The following is an 18,941-nucleotide window of genomic DNA, read 5'->3' as shown; positions in this document are numbered from 1 at the left end:
GGACATGCTTCCGATCCTCGCGGCGGTTCTGGCCTTCATCACCATCGGCGGACTGGGCTGGGCCTTCGTCGGCGGCGGCGATTCCAGCGATCAGGCGCTGAAGCGCGCGCAGGGCTTTGGCGGTCCGAAGCAGAACGCGGCGGCGGCGCGCAAGGCGGCTGCGGCGAACACGCCGGAGGCTCGCCGCAAGCAGATACTGACGCAGCTGCAGGAGGCGGAGCGCGCCGAACGCAAGGCGCGCGTCAGCACCGCCGCCAAGTTGAAGCAGGCGGGTCTCGCCACGACCGTCCAGACGTTCTGGATCATCAGCGCGGTCCTGGGCGTCTTCGCCTTCCTGCTCCCGTTGCTTTTCGGGCTGAACATCTTCATCTGCCTCGGGATCGGCGTGGTGTTCGGGCTTGGCCTGCCGCGCTGGGTCGTCGGCTTCCTAGGCGCCGGGCGGCGCAAGAAGTTCTCCAGCAATTTCGCCGACGCGGTCGACGTCATCGTGCGCGGCATCAAGTCCGGCCTGCCGGTCCACGATTGCTTCAAGATCATCGCTCGTGAGAGCCCGGCTCCGCTCGGGCCGGAGTTCCAGAAGCTGGTCGAGGGGCTGGGCGTCGGCCTGACCCTCCAGCAGGCGCTCGACAAGATGTACGAGCGCATGCCGACGCCGGAGCTGAAGTTCTTCGCCATCGTCATCGGCATTCAGCAGAAGACCGGCGGCAACCTGGCCGAGGCGCTCGCGAACCTGTCTACCGTGCTGCGGTCCAGAAAACTGATGGGCGAGAAGATCAAGGCGCTGTCGTCGGAAGCGACCGCCTCGGCGGGCATCATCGGCTCCCTGCCGCCGGTGGTGATGATCCTCGTCAGCTTCACCAGCCCGGCCTACATGGCCAAGCTGTTCACCGATCCGCGCGGTCAGTTCATGTTGCTGGTCGCAGTCGTCATGATGGCCTTCGGCGCGTTCGTGATGAAAAAAATGATCTCCTTCAAGTTCTGAGGCCCAGACATGTCGGCCCTCGTCTCCCTGTTCACCGACCCGGCGACCCTGCTGAGCGTGGTGGTGGGCCTGCTCGTCTTCGCCACCCTGGTGACCCTGCTGGGTTCGATCGGAAAGGGTGCAGGCCTCGAGAGCCGCATGAAGGCGGTGGCGGTTCGGCGCGAGGAGCTGAAGCGCCGGTCGCGCCAGAACATCGCCAGTCAGGGGGGTGCGCTGCGCCACTCGGATGAAGGCTTCAAGAAGCGCGTGGTCGAGCGCCTGAACCTGACCAAGCTGCTGGAGGACCCGAAGGTCGTCGAGCAGATGGCGCAGGCGGGCTATCGCGGGCCGAAGCCGCTGACGACCTTCTACTTCTTCCGCTTCTCGATGCCCTTCCTGTTCCTGGTCATCGCCGTCTTCTACCTGTTCCTCTTCAACGATTTCGGCCTGCCGGTGATGATCCGCATCACCGCCTGCATGGTCGCCGCGGTCGCCGGCTTCTATGCGCCGAACATCTTCCTCGCGAACCGGATCGCCAAGCGACGCACGTCGATCATGCAGGCGTTCCCGGATGCGCTCGACCTTCTGCTGATCTGTGTCGAGGCGGGGATGTCGATCGAGGCGGCGATCCAGAAGGTCAGTCAGGAGATCGGCGGCTCGTCCATTGATCTGGCCGAGGAGTTGACCCTGCTGTCGGCCGAACTGAGCTACCTGCCCGATCGCCGGATGGCCTACGACGGACTGGCCAAGCGCACCAACCATCCGGGCGTGAAGTCGGTGGCGACCGCCATGACGCAGGCCGAGACCTACGGCACCCCGCTGGGCTCCGCTCTGCGCGTCATGGCCAAGGAAAATCGCGAGCTGCGCCTGTCGGCCGCCGAGAAGAAGGCCGCGGCCCTGCCGGCCAAGCTGACCGTGCCGATGATCCTGTTCTTCCTGCCGGTGCTGTTCATCGTCATCCTGACGCCGGCGATCATCAACATCCAGGACACGATGGCCAAGGGCGGCTAGGCCCTAGGCTTCGGGCTCCTCGGCCGCCGCTTTCCACGCCTCGGCGATCGCATCGACCGAGTGGCGCAGACGGGCGCGGTGCTTGTCGAAATACATCTCTCCGCGCAGGCCGCTGAAGACGATGCCGTTGGCGGCGATGCAACTGCCGGGTTGCTCCAGCTGCTCGATCTCGAAATAGCGCATCGAGCGGAACCAGAGGCCGCGATTCTCGGCCCAAACCAGCTGGGCGTACGGCTGCCACTCCACGACGCGGGCGATGACCTTGCGGGGGGGCAGGCCCTCGATCGTCTCGGTCAGCCCCATCTGGCCGCCGAAGGCGATGGTCCCCTCGACGTCCTTCTCGATCGGGTTCCAGTCGCTCCAGCCGGGCAGGTTGGAAATGACCTCCCAGATGGCGTCGGTGGAGGCGCGAATGCCGATGCGTTTTTCGATGCGGGCGGTGTCCATGCCCGTGATCTGGCACGGCCTTGGCGGCGGGAAAAGGGCCTAGCGGTTTCCCTCAGGCCCCGGCTGCGACGCGGGCGGGGTTTCCGGGGACGGCGTTTCGTCGCGGCCCGGCAGATCCGGCGGTCCGGAGCGGAGGCTCGGGCTCAGGAAACACAGGGCTGCAGCGCCGGCCAGCAGCACCGCATTGCCGATAAAGGGGCCGGCTTCGCTGAACTCGTACAGCAGAACGCCGATGACCGGCGGGGCGAGGAAACTGATGCCGGCCAGCGACATCATCAGGCCTGCCACCGCGCCCTGTTCGCGGGCGCTGACCGATAGCGACGAGCCGGCGGTGAAGCCGGGGCGGGCGAAGCCGACCCCCATGGACACGACCGCATAGCCGATGACCACGCCGTAGTAGCCAGGCGAGGCGATGCTTATGACATTGCCCAGCAGGGCGAGGCCGGCACCCCATCGCATCAGGTCGCGCGGCTGCAGCTTCAGCAGGGGAATCAGACCCCACTGGGCCAGCAGGGTCGCCACCGCGCCGGCGAACATGGCCAGGGCGATGAAGGGCTGGGTCTGGTCGATCGGTGTGCCGACGGCCGCCATCTCGTCGATGATGTGGAAGCCCAGCACCGAGATGTTGACCGCCTGGGCTCCGGTCACCAGCAGGCCGTAGAGCAGGTAGTCACGGACGCGCGGGTCCTTCCAGAGCCCCTTGCCGGCGTCGTCGCGGCGGCCGCTGGGCGAGGGGATGCGGACCACGTCGCCGCTGGGCAGGCTGCGCCAGACCACGAACAGGACGACCGCGCCCATGGCGGCGAAGGCGTACATCGGGCCGGCCAGACCGACGAGCGGCAGGACGAACAGCGGAGCCAGGGTTGGGCCGATGACGGTTCCCAGACCTTGCGCGGACGCCAGCATGGACATGGCCTGCGTCCGCTGTCCGGCGGTGGTCCGGTCGGCGACATAGGCCTGGGCCGCGATGGGCGAGGCCGAGCCGAAGACGCCGTAGATGGTCCGGCCCAGCGCCATCAGGGTGAAGGCGACCGCCACGGCCAGCCAGCCCTCCAGCCCCGCCGTGGTCGCCAGACCGAAGCCGGTCATGGAGACGACGAAGCCGCCCAGGCCGATCATGATGACCTTCTTGCGCCCGAGCCTGTCCGAAAGCCGGGCCCAGAAGGGCGAGGCCAGCGTCCACATCAGGGCCGAGATGGCGAAGGCGCCGGAGACCAGGCTGTCGCGCAGCTCGAACGCCCGGCCGATGTTCGGTAGCACCGACTGCAGCGCCATGTTGCCGGCCGCCGCGATCAGGCTGACGGCGAACAGGATGGCGAAGGCGGGCGATCGGAGATTCACGGCCGCGACCCTAGACCGCAGACGGGCTTGCGCGAAGAGGCCGGGTGACGTCACCTGCGGACTTCGACAGCCGGAAACCGCCGCCATGACCCTGCGCCGCCTGCTTGCCGCCTCCGTCGCCGTTCTGGCCTGCTCCGCCGGCGCTGCGGCCGCCCAGGTTCCGCTGGCGGATGTCGAGGCTGCCGTGCAGGCGGGGGCGCCGCAGGTCGTCGCATGGCGTCGCGATCTGCACGCCAATCCCGAGCTGGGCTTCGCCGAGACCCGGACGGCGGGCGTCGTCGCCGACCATCTCCGCAGCCTCGGGCTGGAAGTCCGCACCGGGGTGGGTCGCACGGGCGTAGTCGGGGTCCTGAGGGGCGCGCGGCCGGGCCGGACCGTCGCCCTGCGCGCCGACATGGACGCCTTACCGGTGCTGGAGGCGACGGGCCTGCCGTTCGCCTCGACCGCGACCGGGGCCTACATGGGCCAGACCGTACCGGTCGCCCACGCCTGCGGCCACGATTCCCATGTCGCCATGCTGATGGGGGCGGCGACCGTGCTGGCCGGGATGAAGGACCGGATCGAGGGCACGATCGTCTTCATCTTCCAGCCCGCCGAGGAGGGCGCGCCGCCGGGAGAGCCCAAGGGCGGCGCCGCTCTGATGATCGACGACGGCGCCCTGCGCGATCCGCGGCCCGAGGCGATCTTCGGCCTGCACGTCGTGCCGGGCAAGGCGGGCACCGTCTTCTATCGCCCGCGCGGCTTCATGGCCGCCTCCGACCGCGTCGATATCCGCCTGAGCGGACGTCAGACCCACGGGGCCTGGCCGTGGAAGGGCGTCGACGTGATCTCGGCCTCGGCCCAGATCATCCAGACGATCAACAGCCTGACCGCCCGCACCGTCGATCCGACCACAACCCCGACGGTCTTCACCATCGCCACGGTGGATGCCGGGGTCCGCTACAACATCATCCCGGCCGAGGCGACGATGTCGGGGACGCTGCGGACCTTCGACACGGCCCAGCGCGACGACCTGATCCGTCGGGCGCGGGTAGCCATCGACAATGTCGCCGAGACCTACGGGGCGACGGCCGAATTCACCATCCACCAGAACGCCGCCCTCACCTTCAACGACGAGGCCCTGTCCGCGTGGATCGCGCCGGTGCTGGCCGAGGCGGCGGGGGCGGAGAACGTCAATCCGGGCAGGCCGCCGACGACGGTGGCCGAGGACTTCAGCTTCCTGGCGCAGGAGGTGCCGGGCGTCTTCTACCATCTGGGCGGGACGGCCGACGGCGTGGACCCGGCGACGGCGCCGCCGAACCACTCGCCCGAGTTCGACGTGAACGAGTCGATCCTGCCGCTCGGCGTGAAGACCCACGTCCTCAGCGCCCTGCGCTTCCTCGAGCGGGACTGACCAATGGCCGAGGCGCCGACGCTGCTGTCCGGCGGCAATCCGCAGGTCCCCAAGGGGTTCGGCGACGCGCCGGTGAAGGCGTGGATCGCGGCCGTGCCGGGCTGGAAGAGCGCGGCGATGGCCCGGCTGGACGCGCTGGTCGTCGCCAGTGCGCCGGGCGTGCGCAAGGCGGTGAAGTGGAACTCGCCCCTGTACGGCATCGATGAAGGGACCTGGTTCCTCGGCGTCCACGCCTTCGACCGCTATCTGAAGGTCTCCTTCTTCAACGGCGCGGCGCTGGAGCCGATGCCGCCGGAGACCTCGAAACAGAAGACCGTGCGCTATTTCCACATCCGCGAGGATGAGCCGATGGACGAGGCGCAGATGGCCGACTGGATCCGTCAGGCGGCCGCCCTTCCGGGAGAGAAGATGTGACCGACGTCTCGGCAGAGATCGATGCGAAACTGGCCGCGCTGGGCGACTGGCGCGGCGAGACCCTGAGCCGCCTGCGCACCCTGATCCGCGCCGCCGACCCGGCCATCGTCGAGACGGTGAAATGGCGCAAGCCGACCAATCCGTCCGGCGTGCCGACGTGGGAGAAGGACGGCATCCTGTGCACCGGCGAGGTCTACAAGGCCTATGTCAAACTGACCTTTGCCAGAGGCGCGGCCCTGCCGGACCCGGCCGGTCTTTTCAACGCCGGCTTCGGCGGCGGCACACGCCGGGCCATCGACCTGCGCGAGGGGCAGTTCGTGGACGACGCGGCGTTCACGGCGCTGGTGCGAGCAGCGCTGGCGGCGAACGGCTGACCCCTCCGTCACGCCGGGTATCCGCGGCGCGCCACCTCCCCACTGCGTGGAGAGGTGAAAGTGTCTGTGCTCACCTCTCCGCGTAGCGGGAGGGGGACCATGCGAAGCATGGTGGAGGGGGCGACGCGAGCGCCCTTGCGACTCCGCCCGCCTCGCGAGACAAACACCCCATGACCACGACCTACAATCGCATCGCCTATGAGGTGCTCGACGTCTGCAACGGCGTGGAAATGGCCACGATCGAGGGGGCGATCGCGCGGGCGGGCTTGCCGGCCGGGGCATTGGCGGTCGATGTCGGGACCGGGAACGCCGGGGTGGCGATCGCCATGGCGCGGGCGGGGCTGACGGTCACGGCGATCGAGTACGATCCGGTGATGGCGGAGCTGGCGCGCGAGCGGATCGCGGCGGCGGGCGTGGACGTCCGTCTGGAGGTCGGGGCGTCGGCGGAGGTGCTGGGGGCAGCGGAACCGCTGGACCTGATCGTGGCGCTCGGCACCACCAATGTGAACGGCGAGGGACGGCCGACACCCGAGGCGGCGATGACTTGGCTGAAGGGCCGTCTGAAGCCCGGCGGCTGGCTGCTGTGGGGCGATCTGGTCTGGATCGCCGAATCGCCCGCGCCGCTGCGGCAGATCACCGAGGCGGTCAATCTGTATACGGACGATGCGGGCTGGAAGGCGGCGGCGAAAGCGGCCGGGTTCGAGGTCGTCTGGTCGGAGGTGTCGGCGCAGGCGGTGTTCGATGCCTATGTCGCCGGAGCGGACGGGGCGGCGCGGGCGTGGCTGGACGCCCATCCCGACGCGCCCGAGGCGGAGGCCGTTCGCGGGAACGCGGACCGGGTGAAGATGATCATGGAGTTCGGCCGGCCGTTCATCGGCTTCGGACTTTATCTCCTAAGACGCTAGGCCGTTCTGATGATGCCGCCGGAGGCCTGAACAGGCCAGGGCGTCAGGCGGCCGCCGGCGCAGGGGCCGCCGGTGCACAGGCCGGTCAGGGGCTCGAACACCGCCCCGTGCCAGCCGCACAGGATCAGGGTCCCGTCGGGCGTCAGGTAGCGGTCCAGCTCCAGCGCCAGAGGGTGGCCGGCGTGCGGGCAGCGGTCGACGTAGCCGGCGACCTGTCCGTCCTTGCGCACGACGAAGCCGTGGAAGAAGGCCTCGCCGATCTGCAGCACGAAGGACCGGGAGCCGGGATCGGCGATGTCGGTCTCGACGCACAGGGGGACATTGGGCGGGGTCTTCCAGACCCGCTTGCGTTCGGTGCCTTCGGCTTCCGACATCAGTCGCGTTCAGCGCGCAGCGGGCGGGAAAGGAGGTTGTCGATCAGGGCCTCGACCGTGGTCTCGCCAGCCAGCAGGGCGGCGACTGCCAGCGAGATCGGCATTTCGACGCCCATCCTGGCGGCCAGTTCGCGCACGGCGGGGGCGCTTTCGTAACCCTCGGCGACCGACCGCTTGCCGGCGAGGGCCTGTTCGACGGTCTGGCCCTGCCCGAGGGCGAGGCCGAGGCTCATATTGCGCGACTGGGGGCTGGAGCAGGTCAGGACCAGATCGCCGAGACCACACAGGCCGGCGACGGTCTCGGCCTGCCCGCCCAGGGCCACGCCCATGCGGGTCATCTCGGCGAAGCCGCGGGTGATGATGGCGGCGTGGGCGCTCCGGCCCAGACCCTTGCCCTCGCTGAGGCCGCAGGCGATGGCCAGCACGTTCTTGATCGCCCCGCCGACCTCGGCGCCGATCAGGTCGGTGGCGAGGTAGGGGCGGAAGCCCGGCGCGGACAGGGTCCACATCAGCTCCTCGCCCAGCGCTTCGTCGGCGCAGGCCAGGGTGACAGCGCTGGGCAGGCCGCGGGCGACCTCGCCGGCGAAGCTGGGGCCAGACAGGACGGCGGCGGGCGCGTCGGGCAGGGTTTCGGCCAGCACGTCGGTCATCAGCTTGAGCGTGCCGCGCTCGATGCCCTTGGAGCACAGCATGATCGGAACGCCGGCGCGGTGGTGCGTGGCGAAGGCGGTCAGGGTCGAGCGCATGTGCTGCGCCGGCGGCACGGCGAGGATGACGTCGCAGTCGGCCAGATCGGCCAGTTCGCCGGTGACCGAGATGCGGTCCTCGAGCGTCACGCCGGGCAGGAAGGCCTCGTTCACGCGTCGGGCGTTGATGCTGTCGACGACCTCGGTCTCGCGGGCCTGCAGGACCACGTCCAGCCCCGCCCGCGCCGCGACCTGCGCCAGGGCCGTGCCCCATGCGCCGGCGCCGATCACTCCCGCCCGTTTGAACTGCATACGTTCTCCCTCTGCCCGTTCTAGGCTTTCGCGCCCTTGCGGCCCGGCTTGTGGGCCGGATCGGCGAGCGCCTTGTGTTCGTCCAGCGGCCAGCGCGGCCGCGCGGCGGCGTCGATGTCCGAAACCAGACCTTTCTGCAACCGCTCGGCGCCTGCAAGGGCGATCATCGCGGCGTTGTCCGTGCAATAGGCCATCGGCGGCGCGAGGAAGTCGAAGCCGTTGCGACGGGCGACCTCCTCCAGCGTGCTGCGGATGGTCTTGTTCGCCGCTACTCCGCCCGCCACCACGAACAGCCGGTGCTGGTGGTTCTCGGCGTAATCCTTGAGCGCCCGGTCCGAGCGTTCGCCCAGCTGCCGGGCGATGGCCTTCTGGACCGCGTCGGCGAGGTCGGCCTTGTCCTGATCGGTCTCGCAGGTGGCGGCGAGGCGCGAGGCGGCGGTCTTCAGGCCCGAGAAGGAGAAGTCGCAGTCCTTGCGGCCCAGCAGTGCCCGGGGCAGGTCGAAGCGGGCGCCGTCGCCGGCGGCGGCCAGTTTCTCGAGGGCCGGGCCGCCCGGGTAGCCGAGGCCCATGGCCTTTGCGATCTTGTCGAAGGCCTCGCCGGCCGCGTCGTCGATGGTGGTGCCCAGCCGGGTCATGTCGCCGACGCCGCGGACCTCCAGCAGCTGGCAGTGACCGCCGGAGACCAGCAGCAGCAGGAAGGGATAGGCGACGGGCTCGCCGAGGCGGGCGGAGACGGCGTGGCCCTCCAGATGGTTGACCGCGATCAGCGGCAGGTCGCGGGCCAAGGCCACGGCCTTGCCGAAGCTGAGGCCCACCATGACCCCGCCGACCAGGCCCGGTCCGGCGGTGGCGGCGACGCCGTCCAGCGCCTCATAGCCGAGGCCGGCCTCGTCCATCGCGCGACGGGTCACGCCCTCGATCATCTCGACATGGCTACGAGCGGCGATCTCGGGCACGACGCCGCCATAGGCCGCGTGGTCGTCGATCTGGCTGTGCACGATGGAGGACAGAACCGTGGCGACGCCGTCCGGCGTCAGGCGCACGACCGAGGCGGCGGTCTCGTCGCAGCTGGTCTCGAGACCGAGCACGGTGAGGGGGGCGGTTGCCCGCCCGCCGTCGCTGCTATAGTCCGCGCCCATACTCATTCGGGTCGAGGTAGCGACCCTGCCGGACCCGCGCAACGTCTCATGTCTCCTCTCGTCCGCATCGGCACGCGCCGTTCGAAACTGGCGCTAACCCAGTCGGGCATGATGCAGCGCGCGATCGGCCGGGCTCTGGGCGTCGCCGACGCCGATCTGCAGGCCGCCGTGCCGTTGGTCGAGATCGTCACCACGGGCGACCGGGTGCAGGACCGTCGACTTCTGGAAATTGGCGGCAAGGCGCTGTTCACCAAGGAGATCGAGGAGGCCCTGCTGGACGGCCGCGTCGATGTGGCGGTTCATTCGATGAAGGATGTGCCGGCCGAACAGCCCGAGGGGCTGTGCATCGCCGCCATCCCCGAGCGGGAGGACCCGCGCGACGCCTTCATCAGCCACACGGCGGCGAAGTTCGACGAACTTCCGATGGGTGCGGTGCTGGGCACGGCCTCGCTGCGGCGTCAGGCCCAGGCGCTGGCCCTGCGGCCGGACCTGAAGATCGAGATGCTGCGCGGCAATGTGGACACCCGCCTTCGCCGGCTGAACGATGGCGAGTTCGACGCCATCCTGCTGGCGGTGTCGGGGCTGAACCGACTGGGGTTCGAGGATGTGATCCGCGAGCGGCTGTCGCTGGACGGTTTCCTGCCGGCGCCGGGGCAGGGGGCTCTGGCCCTGCAAACGCGGACGGACGATGCGAACGTGGGCTGGGCCGGGGTGCTGAACCATTCGCTGACGGCGCTGGCGGTCGAGGCCGAGCGCGGGGCGATGACGGCGCTGGAGGGCTCGTGCCGCACGGCCGTGGGCGCCCATGCCGAGATCGTCGAGGGCCGGCTGCGGCTGACGGCCGAGATGCTGGCGCCGGACGGGTCGGCGCGCTGGCGTCGGGCGGGCGAACTGGACGATGTGACGGCCGGCGACGCGTTCGAACAGGCGCGGGCGCTGGGTCTGAGGATCGGGGCCGAGGTGCATGACGCCGCCGGCGACCAGAGGTTCGAGCCCTGACGGCGATCCGCCGCATCTGGATCACGCGCGCCGAACCGGGCGCGACGCGCACCGCCGCCCGGCTGGAGGCGCTCGGCTTCGAGCCGGTGGTCGCGTCTCTGTTACGGATCGAGCGGCTGGCGGTCGCGGCGCCCGATCTGGAGGGTATCGCCGCCCTCGCTTTCACCAGCGTGAACGGTGTCGAGGCTTTCGCCGCCCTGACGGATCGACGCGACCGGCCGGTGTTCGCCGTCGGGGACCGCACGGCGGAGGCGGCGCGGGCGGCGGGGTTCGGGCAGGTCGCCTCGGCGGGCGGGGCGATCGGGGATCTGGCGGACCTGTTGAGGCACAGGGCGCGGGGCGTGGTGCTGGTCCCGGGCGCACGGGAGCCTGCGGGTGATATTGTCGCATTGCTGTCCGGAGCGGAGGTCGAGGCGCGTCTGTTGCCGGTCTATGCCGCTGTTGAGACCGGCGCTGCGGCGCTGGATGCGTTCGACGCGGTGCTGGTGCATTCGCCACGCGGCGGGCGGGCGCTGGCTGCGGCCGTGAGCACCGAACAGGCGCGAAACGTCGTGGTCGTGACGATTTCGGAGGCCGCCGCAACGCCCTTGCGGAGCCTGCTGTGGCGGGAAATCCGCACTGCCCCCCATCCCGATGAAAACGCGATGATCTCCACGCTTGGCAACCCGCCGCGCGCCGTATAAAGAACCCGCCTCGCGTCGGGCCCCGGCCCGCATCGCCCAAGGCCGCTTTAGCTCAGCTGGTAGAGCACATCATTCGTAATGATGGGGTCAGGTGTTCGAGTCACCTAAGCGGCACCACCTTCCTGCATCGCTTCAACGTCTTACCGTCGGACCGAACGGGTTCGCGGTACTGGACGCATCGCGCGCGACGCCCTACTTCAGGTTACGGGTTTTGGAGCTATGGATGTCGCAGGGGCTCAGCGCACGTCAGGAGGAATGCCTCAGGCTGACCGCCTTCCTGACCGACAAGGAGATCGCTGCGCGGCTGGGGCTGTCCGAAGCCACCGTCAAGAAGCACGTTCACGAGGCCTGCCGCCGCCTCGGCGCTAACCGTCGCAAGGGCGCGCTGGCGATTCTGGAACGAAACGTACCAGAGGGTACGAAAGACCCCATTGGCGAAACTGGTTACACATCGGCAATTCCTGTCTCAACAAATGAGGCGGGGCCAAATGTACTCGAAAAGCAAACCTCTTCCCCAGTGGACCTGGGAAGACCTGGAAGCAGTCCTGAACGGGTTCGACCCGGAGGGGGAGGACGCGCCGGTGCGGCAATACCTGATGCGGGGCCTGGTGGAGGAAGCGGAGGGCGCGAGCCCGAGGGAGCTTCTGCAGCAGGTCCTCAGCGCCGGGTGGGTGATGGCGCAGGTGGGAGCCCGGACCGGCGGCTCGGCTACCGGCCGCCTCCACGAAGCTGGGGCGTCCGTCTCCTGATCATCCTGGTGATGGTGGTGCTGGCGGCGGTCATGATACGGGCCATCGCCGACGCCGTCGTCGATTACCAGCAGCAGGTGAACCGTATCGACATGCAGGCGACGGGCGGAACGGCCGTCGCCGCACCGGAGAAGTAATCTCCGGCGAGCGCTGGAGTCCGGACGATGACGCCTTTCCAGACCTTCTATCTGCTGTTGAGCCTGACTGTGTTCGCCTTTGCGTGGCTGCGTGGCGGACACACCGAGCGCGCTGGCGTCGCGATCCTGGTCTGCGCCTATGTGGTGAGCCTGGTCGCCCAGTACATTCACCTGAACGGGTTCCGGGTCGCCGAGGCCCTGATCGATCTGCTGGTTCTGGCCGGTTTCGGCTGGCTGGCCCTTCGCCGCGACCGGTGGTGGACCTTGGCCGCGACCGCGCTGGCGACCTTGGTGATGGTCGCCCACACCCTGACCTTCCTGACGCCGGATCTGACGCCCCAGCATGTCCGGGCCGACATCGCCGCACGCTGGGGCATCGGCGCGCTGGTGGTCGTCTGTCTCGCCGGTGGGGTTCTCGAGCGCTGGATGGCCGGAGAAGCTCCCGTCAGTCGTATGGCGGACTGGAAACCGCGCCGCGCGCGAGCCACTTGAACATATAAACATATCTTTATATGTCTGCGGGCCTTCGATCCGAGGAGCTCACGCTTTGTCCCGTACGTCCTTCCTGTTCACTTCCGAGAGCGTCTCGGAAGGCCACCCCGACAAGGTCGCCGACCGCATCTCCGATACGGTGGTGGATCTGTTCCTGTCGAAGGACCCGGAAGCCCGCATCGCCTGTGAAACCCTGACGACGACGAACCTCGTCGTTCTGGCCGGCGAGATCCGCGGCAAGGGCATCATGGATGTCTCGGGTAACTGGGCGCCGGGGATCGAGGCCGAGATCGAGGCTGCCGTCCGCGCCGCCGTGCGCGACATCGGCTACGAGCAGGACCAGTTCCACTGGAACACCTTCGAGTTCATCAACCGCCTGCACGGTCAGTCGGCCGACATCGCGGTCGGCGTCGACGCCGCGGGCGAGAAGGACGAGGGCGCCGGCGACCAGGGCATCATGTTCGGCTATGCCTCGAACGAGACGCCCGAGCTGATGCCGGCCACCCTGGCCTACAGCCACAACATTCTGAAGAAGCTGGCCGACGTTCGTCACGCCGGCGGCTCGATCCTGGAGCCGGACGCCAAGTCGCAGGTCACCCTCCACTACGAGGACGGCAAGCCGGTGCGCGCCACCTCGATCGTCGTCTCGACCCAGCACGCCCGGGGCAAGACCCAGGCCGAGGTCGCCGCAGTCGTGAAACCGGTGGTCGAGAGCGTCCTGCCGCAGGGCTTCATCACCAACGAGACCGTCTGGCACATCAACCCGACCGGCATCTTCGAGATCGGCGGGCCGGACGGCGACACCGGCCTGACGGGCCGCAAGATCATCGTCGACACCTACGGCGGCGCGGCCCCGCACGGCGGCGGCGCCTTCTCGGGCAAGGACCCGACCAAGGTGGACCGCTCGGCGGCCTATGCCTGCCGTTATCTGGCGAAGAACGTCGTGGCTGCCGACCTGGCCGACCGCTGCACCATCCAGATCAGCTACGCCATCGGTGTGGCCAAGCCGCAGTCGATCCACGTGGACCTGCATGGCACTGGCAAGATCGCTGAGTCGGTGCTGGAGGAGAACATCCTCGACTTGATCGGCGGCGCCACCCCGCGCGCTATCCGCGAGCACCTCGGCCTGAACAAGCCGATCTACGCCCGCACCGCCGCGTACGGCCACTTCGGCCGCGACGCCGACGCCGACGGTGGCTTCTCATGGGAGAAGACGGATCTGGTCGAGAAACTGAAGGCGCTGGCCTGATCAAACAGGGCCTTCTCCCCTTGCGGGAGAAGGTGGCCCGAAGGGCCGGATGAGGGGTTTCCTCGTCCGGCTCCCCAAGCCCCCTCATCCATCATGCTTCGCATGACACCTTCTCCCGCGAGGGGAGAAGGGATAGGAGCGCGCGGATGTCTTCCGATAACGACACCCCCCTCACCCCGACCTGGGGTCCGCTGCGCTCGTTCGGGCGCATCAAGTCGCGCACGCTGAAGCCGCGGCAGGCGGCGCTGTTCGACACGCTTTTGCCGACCATCGCCGTGCCGGACCCCAAGGCGGGACCGGTCGATCCGAAGGTGTTGATGCCGGAGGCGACCGAGGCGTGGCTGGAGATCGGCTTCGGCGGCGGCGAGCATCTGGCCGAGCAGGCCTCGCGCCATCCGACTGCGCTGATGATCGGCTGCGAGCCGTTCCTGAACGGCGTCGGCTCGGCCCTGCGCCACATCGAGGAGCGCGGGCTGAATAATGTGCGTCTGCATGCGGACGACGCGCGCGACGTGATGGCGGCCCTGCCGGACGCCTCGCTGGATCGGGTCATGATCCTGTTCCCCGACCCGTGGCACAAGGCGCGGCACAACAAGCGCCGCCTGATCCAGGACGAGAGCGCCGCCGAGATCGCGCGCCTGCTGAAGCCGGGCGGCCGCCTGCGCTTCGTGACCGACTGGAAGGATTACGCCGAGTGGGCGCTGGAGCGTCTGGAGCGGACGCCGGGCCTGGAATGGACGGCGGATCGCGCCGACGACTGGAAGGTCGCGCCCGAGGACCACGTCGTCACCCGGTACGAGGAAAAGAAGCTGGGCGATACGGACCCGATCTTCCTCGAGTTCGTCAGGACGTGATCGTTCCTTCCCCAACGGGGGAGGGGGACCATCCGGAGGGTGGTGGAGGGGCGCCGCCGCCTGCTCTGTGCTTCTGAAGATTAGATTGTGCGCGTGGCGGGCGCCCCTCCACCGCTACGCGGTCCCCCTCCCCTGAAGGGGAGGAACTTCATGACGGCCACCACCAGAACCGACTTGACGATCATGCCGATCAGGAAAGGCGTGGCGCCGTAGGCCAGGGCGTCGGTCAGACCGATCGAGATCGCGAGCCAGCCGGCTCCCATCGTCAGGATCAGGATGTGGGCGGCGATCATCAGCCCGAACTCGACGACAGGATTGCGCGCCCTGTCGAACATCGCGCCGACCAGCGCGGCCGCGACCGGGAAGGCGAAGAGGTAGCCGGCGGTGGGGCCCGCAAAGGGTTCGACGCCCGAGGCTCCGTCGGACAGGATCGGCAGGCCGAGCGCCGCCGCCGCGAGATACAGCAGCACCGAAGCCGTGCCGCGCCATGGGCCGAGCACCGCACCGGTCAACAGAACGGCGAAGGTCTGCATCGTCATCGGCACCGGCGCCATCGGCACATTGATCTGCGCGCACAGGGCCATCAGGGCGGCGAAGGCGACGATGAGCATCAGGGGAAGGGCGCGGCGCATGGGTCTGGCAACCACGTTGGTCGCACAGGTGCAAGCGGGCGCTGGATTTCGGCCGGACAGCGGGGCAGTAACGGCGCAACGAACAGAGGAAAAGACATGACCTTCACCGTCGCCGAAACCGCTCCCGCCATGTTCCTGCGCGGTCTTCGCGCACTGGATCACCTGCTCGATCTGGCCGCCGCCTCGGGACAGGACGAAGCGGTGATTCTCGCCACGCGTCTGGCCCCGGACATGATGCCGTTCGTCGCCCAGGTGCGGATGGCGTCGTTCTCGGGCCGCAGCTGCATCGCGCGCCTGACGGGCCAGCATTGGCCGAAGACCGACGACGCGGAGGCGACGATCGCCGAGCTGAAGGCCACGGTCGCCCTGTCGATCGCTTTCATCGAGAAGGCTGGCGCGGGGGCGTTCGAGGGCGCCGAGGCGCGCCGGGTCGAGCTGCGCTTCCCGGGCGTCGAGCTGGACTTCAACGGCGAGGGCTATCTGACCAGCTTCGCCCTGCCGAACTTCTATTTCCACGTCAGCATGGCCTACGCGATCCTGCGCCAGCGCGGCGTCCCACTGGGCAAGAAGGATTACCTCGGCCAGCTGGCGCTGATCTGAATCGACGCGAGACCTGCGGGAGGGGCTGACAAACCCCTCCGGCGGGTCTATATGCCGCCCCACATCGTTAGACCGGCTCCTAACGGCGCCGTTTGAAGCGGCGGCCGAACCGGCCAGCCGCTTTTGTTTTGCCCGGGACCCGACCGCTTGAAGGCCAAGACCGCAGAAGACCGCCAGCTGCTGGAGCTGATCGAACCCGTCGCCGAAAGCCTGGGTCTCGAGGTCGTGCGCGTGCGTCTGATGGGCGGGACCCAACGCCGCCGCCTGCAGATCATGGCCGAGCGCGCCAGCGACCACGACATCGCGGTCGAGGAATGCGCCCGCCTGAGCCGCGCGGTGTCGGAGGTGTTCGATGCCGCCGATCCGATCGCTGGGGAGTATCTGCTGGAAGTTTCGTCGCCGGGCATAGACCGGCCGCTGACCCGCTTCACCGACTTCGACCTGTTCGAGGGTTATGAAGCCCGGCTGGAAACGGACCGGATGGTCGAGGGCCGCAAGCGGTTCAAGGGCGTGATCGCCGGGACCGAGGACGACAATATCGCCATCGATCTGGAGGGGGAGGAAGACACCGCCCTGATCCCGTTCGCCTGGCTGGTCGACGCCAAGCTGGTGCTGACCGACGAACTTATGAAGGCGGGGGCCGAAAAGCGCGCCGCCCGCAATGACGACAACCTGACTGAGGCTGAGGACTAATCACATGGCCGTTGGCGTTTCCGCGAACCGTCTCGAGCTGCTGCAGATCGCCGATGCGGTCGCGCGCGAAAAGAACATCGACAAGGAGATCGTCATCGAGGCGATCGAGGAAGCGATCCAGAAGGGCGCCAAGGCCCGCTATGGCGCGCACCACGACATCCGCGCCAAGATCGATCACAAGACCGGCGAACTGGCCCTGACCCGTCACGTCACCATCGTCGCCGACGACTGGCAGCCGGAAGACGAACTGGAAGAGTTCAACGACAGCGCCATGGTGCGCCTGACGGACGCCTCGAAGCGCGATCCGGAAGCCGAGGTCGGCAAGGAATACGTCGAGCACCTGCCGCCGTTCGAGTTCGGCCGCGTGCAGACGCAGATGGCCCGTCAGGTCGTGACCGGGAAGGTTCGCGAGGCCGAGCGCGCCAACCAGTACGAAGAGTTCAAGGATCGCGTCGGCGAGATCGTCAACGGCACGGTCAAGCGCGTCGAGTACGGCAACACCATCGTCGATCTGGGCCGTGGCGAAGGCATCATGCGCCGCAACGACTCGATCCCGCGCGAGGTGTTCAACATCGGCGACCGGATCCGCACCTACATCTACGACGTCCGCCCCGAGGCGAAGGGCCCGCAGGTCATGCTGTCGCGCTCGCACCCGGGCTTCATGGCCAAGCTGTTCGCGCAGGAAGTGCCGGAAGTCTACGACGGCGTCATCGAGATCCGCGCCGCTGCCCGCGACGCCGGTTCGCGCGCCAAGATGGCCGTGCTGTCGAACGACAGCTCGATCGATCCGGTCGGCGCCTGCGTCGGCATGCGCGGCTCGCGCGTGCAGGCGGTCGTGGCCGAACTGCAGGGCGAGAAGATCGACATCATCCAGTGGAACAACGACGAGCCGACGTTCATCGTGAACGCCCTGGCCCCGGCGGAAGTGTCCAAGGTCGTGCTCGATGAAGAAGCCGACCGCGTCGAGGTGGTGGTGCCGGACGAGCAGCTGTCGCTGGCCATCGGCCGCCGCGGCCAGAACGTTCGCCTCGCCTCGCAGCTGACCGGCTGGCAGATCGACATCATCACCGAGTCGCAGGACTCGGAGCGTCGCCAGCGCGAGTTCACCGAGCGCACCGCCCTGTTCCAGGAAGCCCTGGACGTGGATGAGGTCATCGCCCAGCTGCTGGTCACCGAAGGCTTCGCCACGGTGGAAGACCTGGCCTTCGTGGAAGCCTACGAGATCTCGGAGATCGAGGGCTTCGACGAGGACACCGCCGAGGAGCTGCAGGCCCGCGCCCGCGACTTCCTGGACCGCAAGGCCGCCGAGCTGGACGCCAAACGCACCGAGCTGGGCGTCGAGGACGGCGTGCTGGAAGTGCCGGGCGTGACCCTGGCCATGGCTGTCGCTCTGGGCGAGGGTGGTGTGAAGACCGTCGAGGATCTGGCTGATCTGGCCACCGACGAGATCCGCGGCGGCTTCGAGGTTCGCGGTGGCGAGCGCGTGAAGGTTCCGGGCGTTCTGGAAAGCTTCAACCTGGCGCAGGAAGACGCCGAGCTGCTGATCCTGCAGGCCCGTGTGGCCGCCGGCTGGATCGACGCTTCGGAACTGCCGCAGCCGGAGCCCGAGCCGGAATACGAGGAAGAGTTCGCCGAGGGCGAATACGACGCCGACGCCGTGTTCGGCGATGCCGGTGACGCGACCGACGGCGATGCGGAGGCTTCGGAAGAAGCCGCCGACGAACCCGAAAACGCGTGATGGGAGCCCCGACCGTCCATGAGTTTGCGCGAAGCAACGATCGATAGGGAACGCCGGGACCTGGTCACTCACCAGGTCATGGACGAGTCTCGTCTGATCCGCTTCGTCGCCGCTCCGGACGGCTCGGTCGCCCCCGACCTGGCGCGCAAGCTGCCGGGCCGTGGCCTGTGGGTCGCGGCCGACCGTGCCTCGATCGAGGCGGCGGTGAAGAAGAACCTGTTCAGCCGGGCAGCCAAGGCGCCGCTGAAACCGGCCGGCGACCTGCCGGATCTGGTCGAGACCCTGCTTGTCCGACGCTGTCTGGACCAGCTGGGTCTTGCCCGGCGCGAGGGCGTTCTTATCTCTGGCTTCGAAAAGTCGGCCGCCGCGATCCGATCGGGCAAGGCCGCCTGGCTGGTCGAGGCCGCCGACGGCTCGGCCGATGGCCGGGGCAAGCTGCTGGCGCTGGCGAAGCACCAGCAACCGGCTCCGAAAACCTGCGGGGCTTTCACCGCCGACGATTTGAGTTTGGCCCTCGGGCTGGAAAATGCGATACACGCCGTCCTGCTTGAGGGCGGGCGGGCTGATCGCTGGACCCTCGAGGTCGAACGACTGGCGGGATTTCGACCGTTGACGCCGTCCGGATGGACCGGCGACGCGGCTGGGGACCCGGATGGATTTGCAGACGGGCGGGGTTCTGCCTCCTGAGAAGGAGCAGGGCGCCGCACGGCTTTTTGTGTTTGGACGACGGTTCGGGGTTGGCCCGGGCCGAAAGTAAA

General features: G+C 68.5%; 23 protein-coding genes, 1 tRNA gene and 1 pseudogene. 19 read left to right on the top strand and 6 right to left on the bottom strand.

Features of this window, described 5'->3' with window-relative positions; genetic code table 11:
- Positions 1–4: 4 nt before the first annotated feature.
- Together ABDZ95_RS14760 and ABDZ95_RS14755 are read left to right on the top strand one after the other, a co-directional pair.
- A complete protein-coding gene (locus ABDZ95_RS14760) occupies positions 5–982 on the top strand; it encodes a type II secretion system F family protein (RefSeq protein ID WP_343794732.1) in 978 nt (325 codons plus the stop codon).
- 9 nt (positions 983–991) lie between these two features.
- The gene (locus ABDZ95_RS14755; RefSeq protein ID WP_343794731.1) at positions 992–1,972 is read left to right on the top strand and encodes a type II secretion system F family protein; all 981 of its coding nucleotides are present in this window, start codon (positions 992–994) and stop codon (positions 1,970–1,972) included.
- A 3-nt stretch (positions 1,973–1,975) separates the two neighbouring features.
- On the opposite strand, the gene ABDZ95_RS14750 is transcribed toward ABDZ95_RS14755, so the two are convergent.
- Both ABDZ95_RS14750 and ABDZ95_RS14745 read right to left on the bottom strand, forming a co-directional pair.
- A complete protein-coding gene (locus ABDZ95_RS14750) occupies positions 1,976–2,419 on the bottom strand; it encodes an SRPBCC domain-containing protein (protein ID WP_343794730.1) in 444 nt (147 codons plus the stop codon).
- A 39-nt stretch (positions 2,420–2,458) separates the two neighbouring features.
- Positions 2,459–3,847, bottom strand: a complete 1,389-nt coding sequence (locus ABDZ95_RS14745; protein ID WP_343794729.1) for an MFS transporter — start codon at positions 3,845–3,847, stop codon at positions 2,459–2,461.
- Here ABDZ95_RS14745 and ABDZ95_RS14740 point away from each other — a divergent pair.
- The 4 genes from ABDZ95_RS14740 (at position 3,846) to ABDZ95_RS14725 (ending at position 6,846) form a co-directional block, all read left to right on the top strand.
- Positions 3,846–5,153, top strand: a complete 1,308-nt coding sequence (locus ABDZ95_RS14740; protein ID WP_343794728.1) for an amidohydrolase — start codon at positions 3,846–3,848, stop codon at positions 5,151–5,153. The two genes, ABDZ95_RS14745 and ABDZ95_RS14740, sit on opposite strands and share 2 nt — an antisense overlap.
- Positions 5,154–5,156: 3 nt before the next feature.
- Positions 5,157–5,567, top strand: coding sequence for a DUF1801 domain-containing protein (locus ABDZ95_RS14735; RefSeq protein WP_343794727.1), 411 nt, complete (start codon positions 5,157–5,159; stop codon positions 5,565–5,567).
- Positions 5,564–5,941 (top strand): DUF1801 domain-containing protein, encoded by a 378-nt coding sequence (locus tag ABDZ95_RS14730; RefSeq protein ID WP_343794726.1) that lies wholly within the window; start codon positions 5,564–5,566, stop codon positions 5,939–5,941. The genes ABDZ95_RS14735 and ABDZ95_RS14730 overlap by 4 nt, the downstream gene beginning before the upstream one ends.
- A gap of 170 nt (positions 5,942–6,111) precedes the next feature.
- Complete coding sequence (locus ABDZ95_RS14725) at positions 6,112–6,846, top strand: class I SAM-dependent methyltransferase (RefSeq protein WP_343794725.1); 735 nt, start codon at positions 6,112–6,114, stop codon at positions 6,844–6,846.
- Here the strand turns inward: ABDZ95_RS14725 and ABDZ95_RS14720 are convergent.
- The 3 genes from ABDZ95_RS14720 to tsaD are packed head-to-tail and all read right to left on the bottom strand — an operon-like array spanning position 6,843 to position 9,363.
- Positions 6,843–7,220 carry a Rieske (2Fe-2S) protein gene (locus ABDZ95_RS14720; protein WP_343794724.1) on the bottom strand — a complete coding sequence of 126 codons (378 nt, stop codon included), beginning with the start codon at positions 7,218–7,220 and terminating at the stop codon, positions 6,843–6,845. The two genes, ABDZ95_RS14725 and ABDZ95_RS14720, sit on opposite strands and share 4 nt — an antisense overlap.
- Positions 7,220–8,218: an NAD(P)H-dependent glycerol-3-phosphate dehydrogenase gene (locus ABDZ95_RS14715; protein ID WP_343794723.1), complete on the bottom strand. Its 999-nt coding sequence runs from the start codon at positions 8,216–8,218 to the stop codon at positions 7,220–7,222. The genes ABDZ95_RS14720 and ABDZ95_RS14715 overlap by 1 nt, the downstream gene beginning before the upstream one ends.
- Before the next feature lie 20 nt (positions 8,219–8,238).
- The gene (gene tsaD, locus ABDZ95_RS14710; protein ID WP_425543003.1) at positions 8,239–9,363 is read right to left on the bottom strand and encodes a tRNA (adenosine(37)-N6)-threonylcarbamoyltransferase complex transferase subunit TsaD; all 1,125 of its coding nucleotides are present in this window, start codon (positions 9,361–9,363) and stop codon (positions 8,239–8,241) included.
- Positions 9,364–9,405: 42 nt separating this feature from the next.
- Between tsaD and hemC the strand changes: the two genes are divergently transcribed.
- The 9 genes and pseudogenes from hemC to trmB all read left to right on the top strand — a co-directional run bounded on the left by hemC (position 9,406) and on the right by trmB (position 14,520).
- Positions 9,406–10,356, top strand: a complete 951-nt coding sequence (gene hemC, locus ABDZ95_RS14705) for a hydroxymethylbilane synthase (RefSeq protein WP_343794721.1) — start codon at positions 9,406–9,408, stop codon at positions 10,354–10,356.
- A complete protein-coding gene (locus ABDZ95_RS14700) occupies positions 10,353–11,039 on the top strand; it encodes a uroporphyrinogen-III synthase (protein WP_343794751.1) in 687 nt (228 codons plus the stop codon). Before hemC ends, ABDZ95_RS14700 begins: the two co-directional genes overlap by 4 nt.
- Positions 11,040–11,080: 41 nt before the next feature.
- Positions 11,081–11,156 (top strand) — tRNA-Thr (locus tag ABDZ95_RS14695).
- A 106-nt stretch (positions 11,157–11,262) separates the two neighbouring features.
- Positions 11,263–11,412, top strand: a pseudogene (locus ABDZ95_RS15360) (helix-turn-helix domain-containing protein); the annotation flags it as partial.
- Between the two features lie 115 nt (positions 11,413–11,527).
- A complete protein-coding gene (locus tag ABDZ95_RS14690; RefSeq protein ID WP_343794720.1) occupies positions 11,528–11,788 on the top strand; it encodes a hypothetical protein in 261 nt (86 codons plus the stop codon).
- 8 nt (positions 11,789–11,796) lie between these two features.
- Positions 11,797–11,925 carry a hypothetical protein gene (locus ABDZ95_RS14685; protein ID WP_343794719.1) on the top strand — a complete coding sequence of 43 codons (129 nt, stop codon included), beginning with the start codon at positions 11,797–11,799 and terminating at the stop codon, positions 11,923–11,925.
- A 27-nt stretch (positions 11,926–11,952) separates the two neighbouring features.
- A complete protein-coding gene (locus ABDZ95_RS14680) occupies positions 11,953–12,417 on the top strand; it encodes a hypothetical protein (protein ID WP_343794718.1) in 465 nt (154 codons plus the stop codon).
- A gap of 55 nt (positions 12,418–12,472) precedes the next feature.
- Positions 12,473–13,666 (top strand): methionine adenosyltransferase, encoded by a 1,194-nt coding sequence (metK, locus tag ABDZ95_RS14675; RefSeq protein ID WP_343794717.1) that lies wholly within the window; start codon positions 12,473–12,475, stop codon positions 13,664–13,666.
- 146 nt (positions 13,667–13,812) lie between these two features.
- Complete coding sequence (gene trmB / locus ABDZ95_RS14670) at positions 13,813–14,520, top strand: tRNA (guanosine(46)-N7)-methyltransferase TrmB (protein ID WP_343794716.1); 708 nt, start codon at positions 13,813–13,815, stop codon at positions 14,518–14,520.
- An 80-nt stretch (positions 14,521–14,600) separates the two neighbouring features.
- On the opposite strand, the gene ABDZ95_RS14665 is transcribed toward trmB, so the two are convergent.
- Complete coding sequence (locus ABDZ95_RS14665) at positions 14,601–15,152, bottom strand: biotin transporter BioY (RefSeq protein WP_343794715.1); 552 nt, start codon at positions 15,150–15,152, stop codon at positions 14,601–14,603.
- A gap of 96 nt (positions 15,153–15,248) precedes the next feature.
- Here ABDZ95_RS14665 and ABDZ95_RS14660 point away from each other — a divergent pair, with 96 nt between their 5' ends.
- The 4 genes from ABDZ95_RS14660 to ABDZ95_RS14645 all read left to right on the top strand — a co-directional run bounded on the left by ABDZ95_RS14660 (position 15,249) and on the right by ABDZ95_RS14645 (position 18,870).
- On the top strand, positions 15,249–15,752 hold the full coding sequence (locus ABDZ95_RS14660; protein WP_343794714.1) for a DUF1993 domain-containing protein: 504 nt from the start codon (positions 15,249–15,251) through the stop codon (positions 15,750–15,752).
- Between the two features lie 147 nt (positions 15,753–15,899).
- The gene (rimP, locus tag ABDZ95_RS14655; protein ID WP_343794713.1) at positions 15,900–16,445 is read left to right on the top strand and encodes a ribosome maturation factor RimP; all 546 of its coding nucleotides are present in this window, start codon (positions 15,900–15,902) and stop codon (positions 16,443–16,445) included.
- Between the two features lie 4 nt (positions 16,446–16,449).
- Positions 16,450–18,183, top strand: coding sequence for a transcription termination factor NusA (nusA, locus tag ABDZ95_RS14650; protein WP_343794712.1), 1,734 nt, complete (start codon positions 16,450–16,452; stop codon positions 18,181–18,183).
- Positions 18,184–18,201: 18 nt separating this feature from the next.
- Positions 18,202–18,870 (top strand): RNA-binding protein, encoded by a 669-nt coding sequence (locus ABDZ95_RS14645; protein WP_343794711.1) that lies wholly within the window; start codon positions 18,202–18,204, stop codon positions 18,868–18,870.
- Positions 18,871–18,941: the final 71 nt, after the last annotated feature.

The sequence above is a fragment of the Brevundimonas kwangchunensis genome, from assembly GCF_039523815.1.
GTDB classification, from domain to species: domain Bacteria; phylum Pseudomonadota; class Alphaproteobacteria; order Caulobacterales; family Caulobacteraceae; genus Brevundimonas; species Brevundimonas kwangchunensis.
The sequence above is the reverse complement of the archived record's forward strand: the minus strand, read 5'-3'. Positions and strand labels throughout refer to the sequence as shown.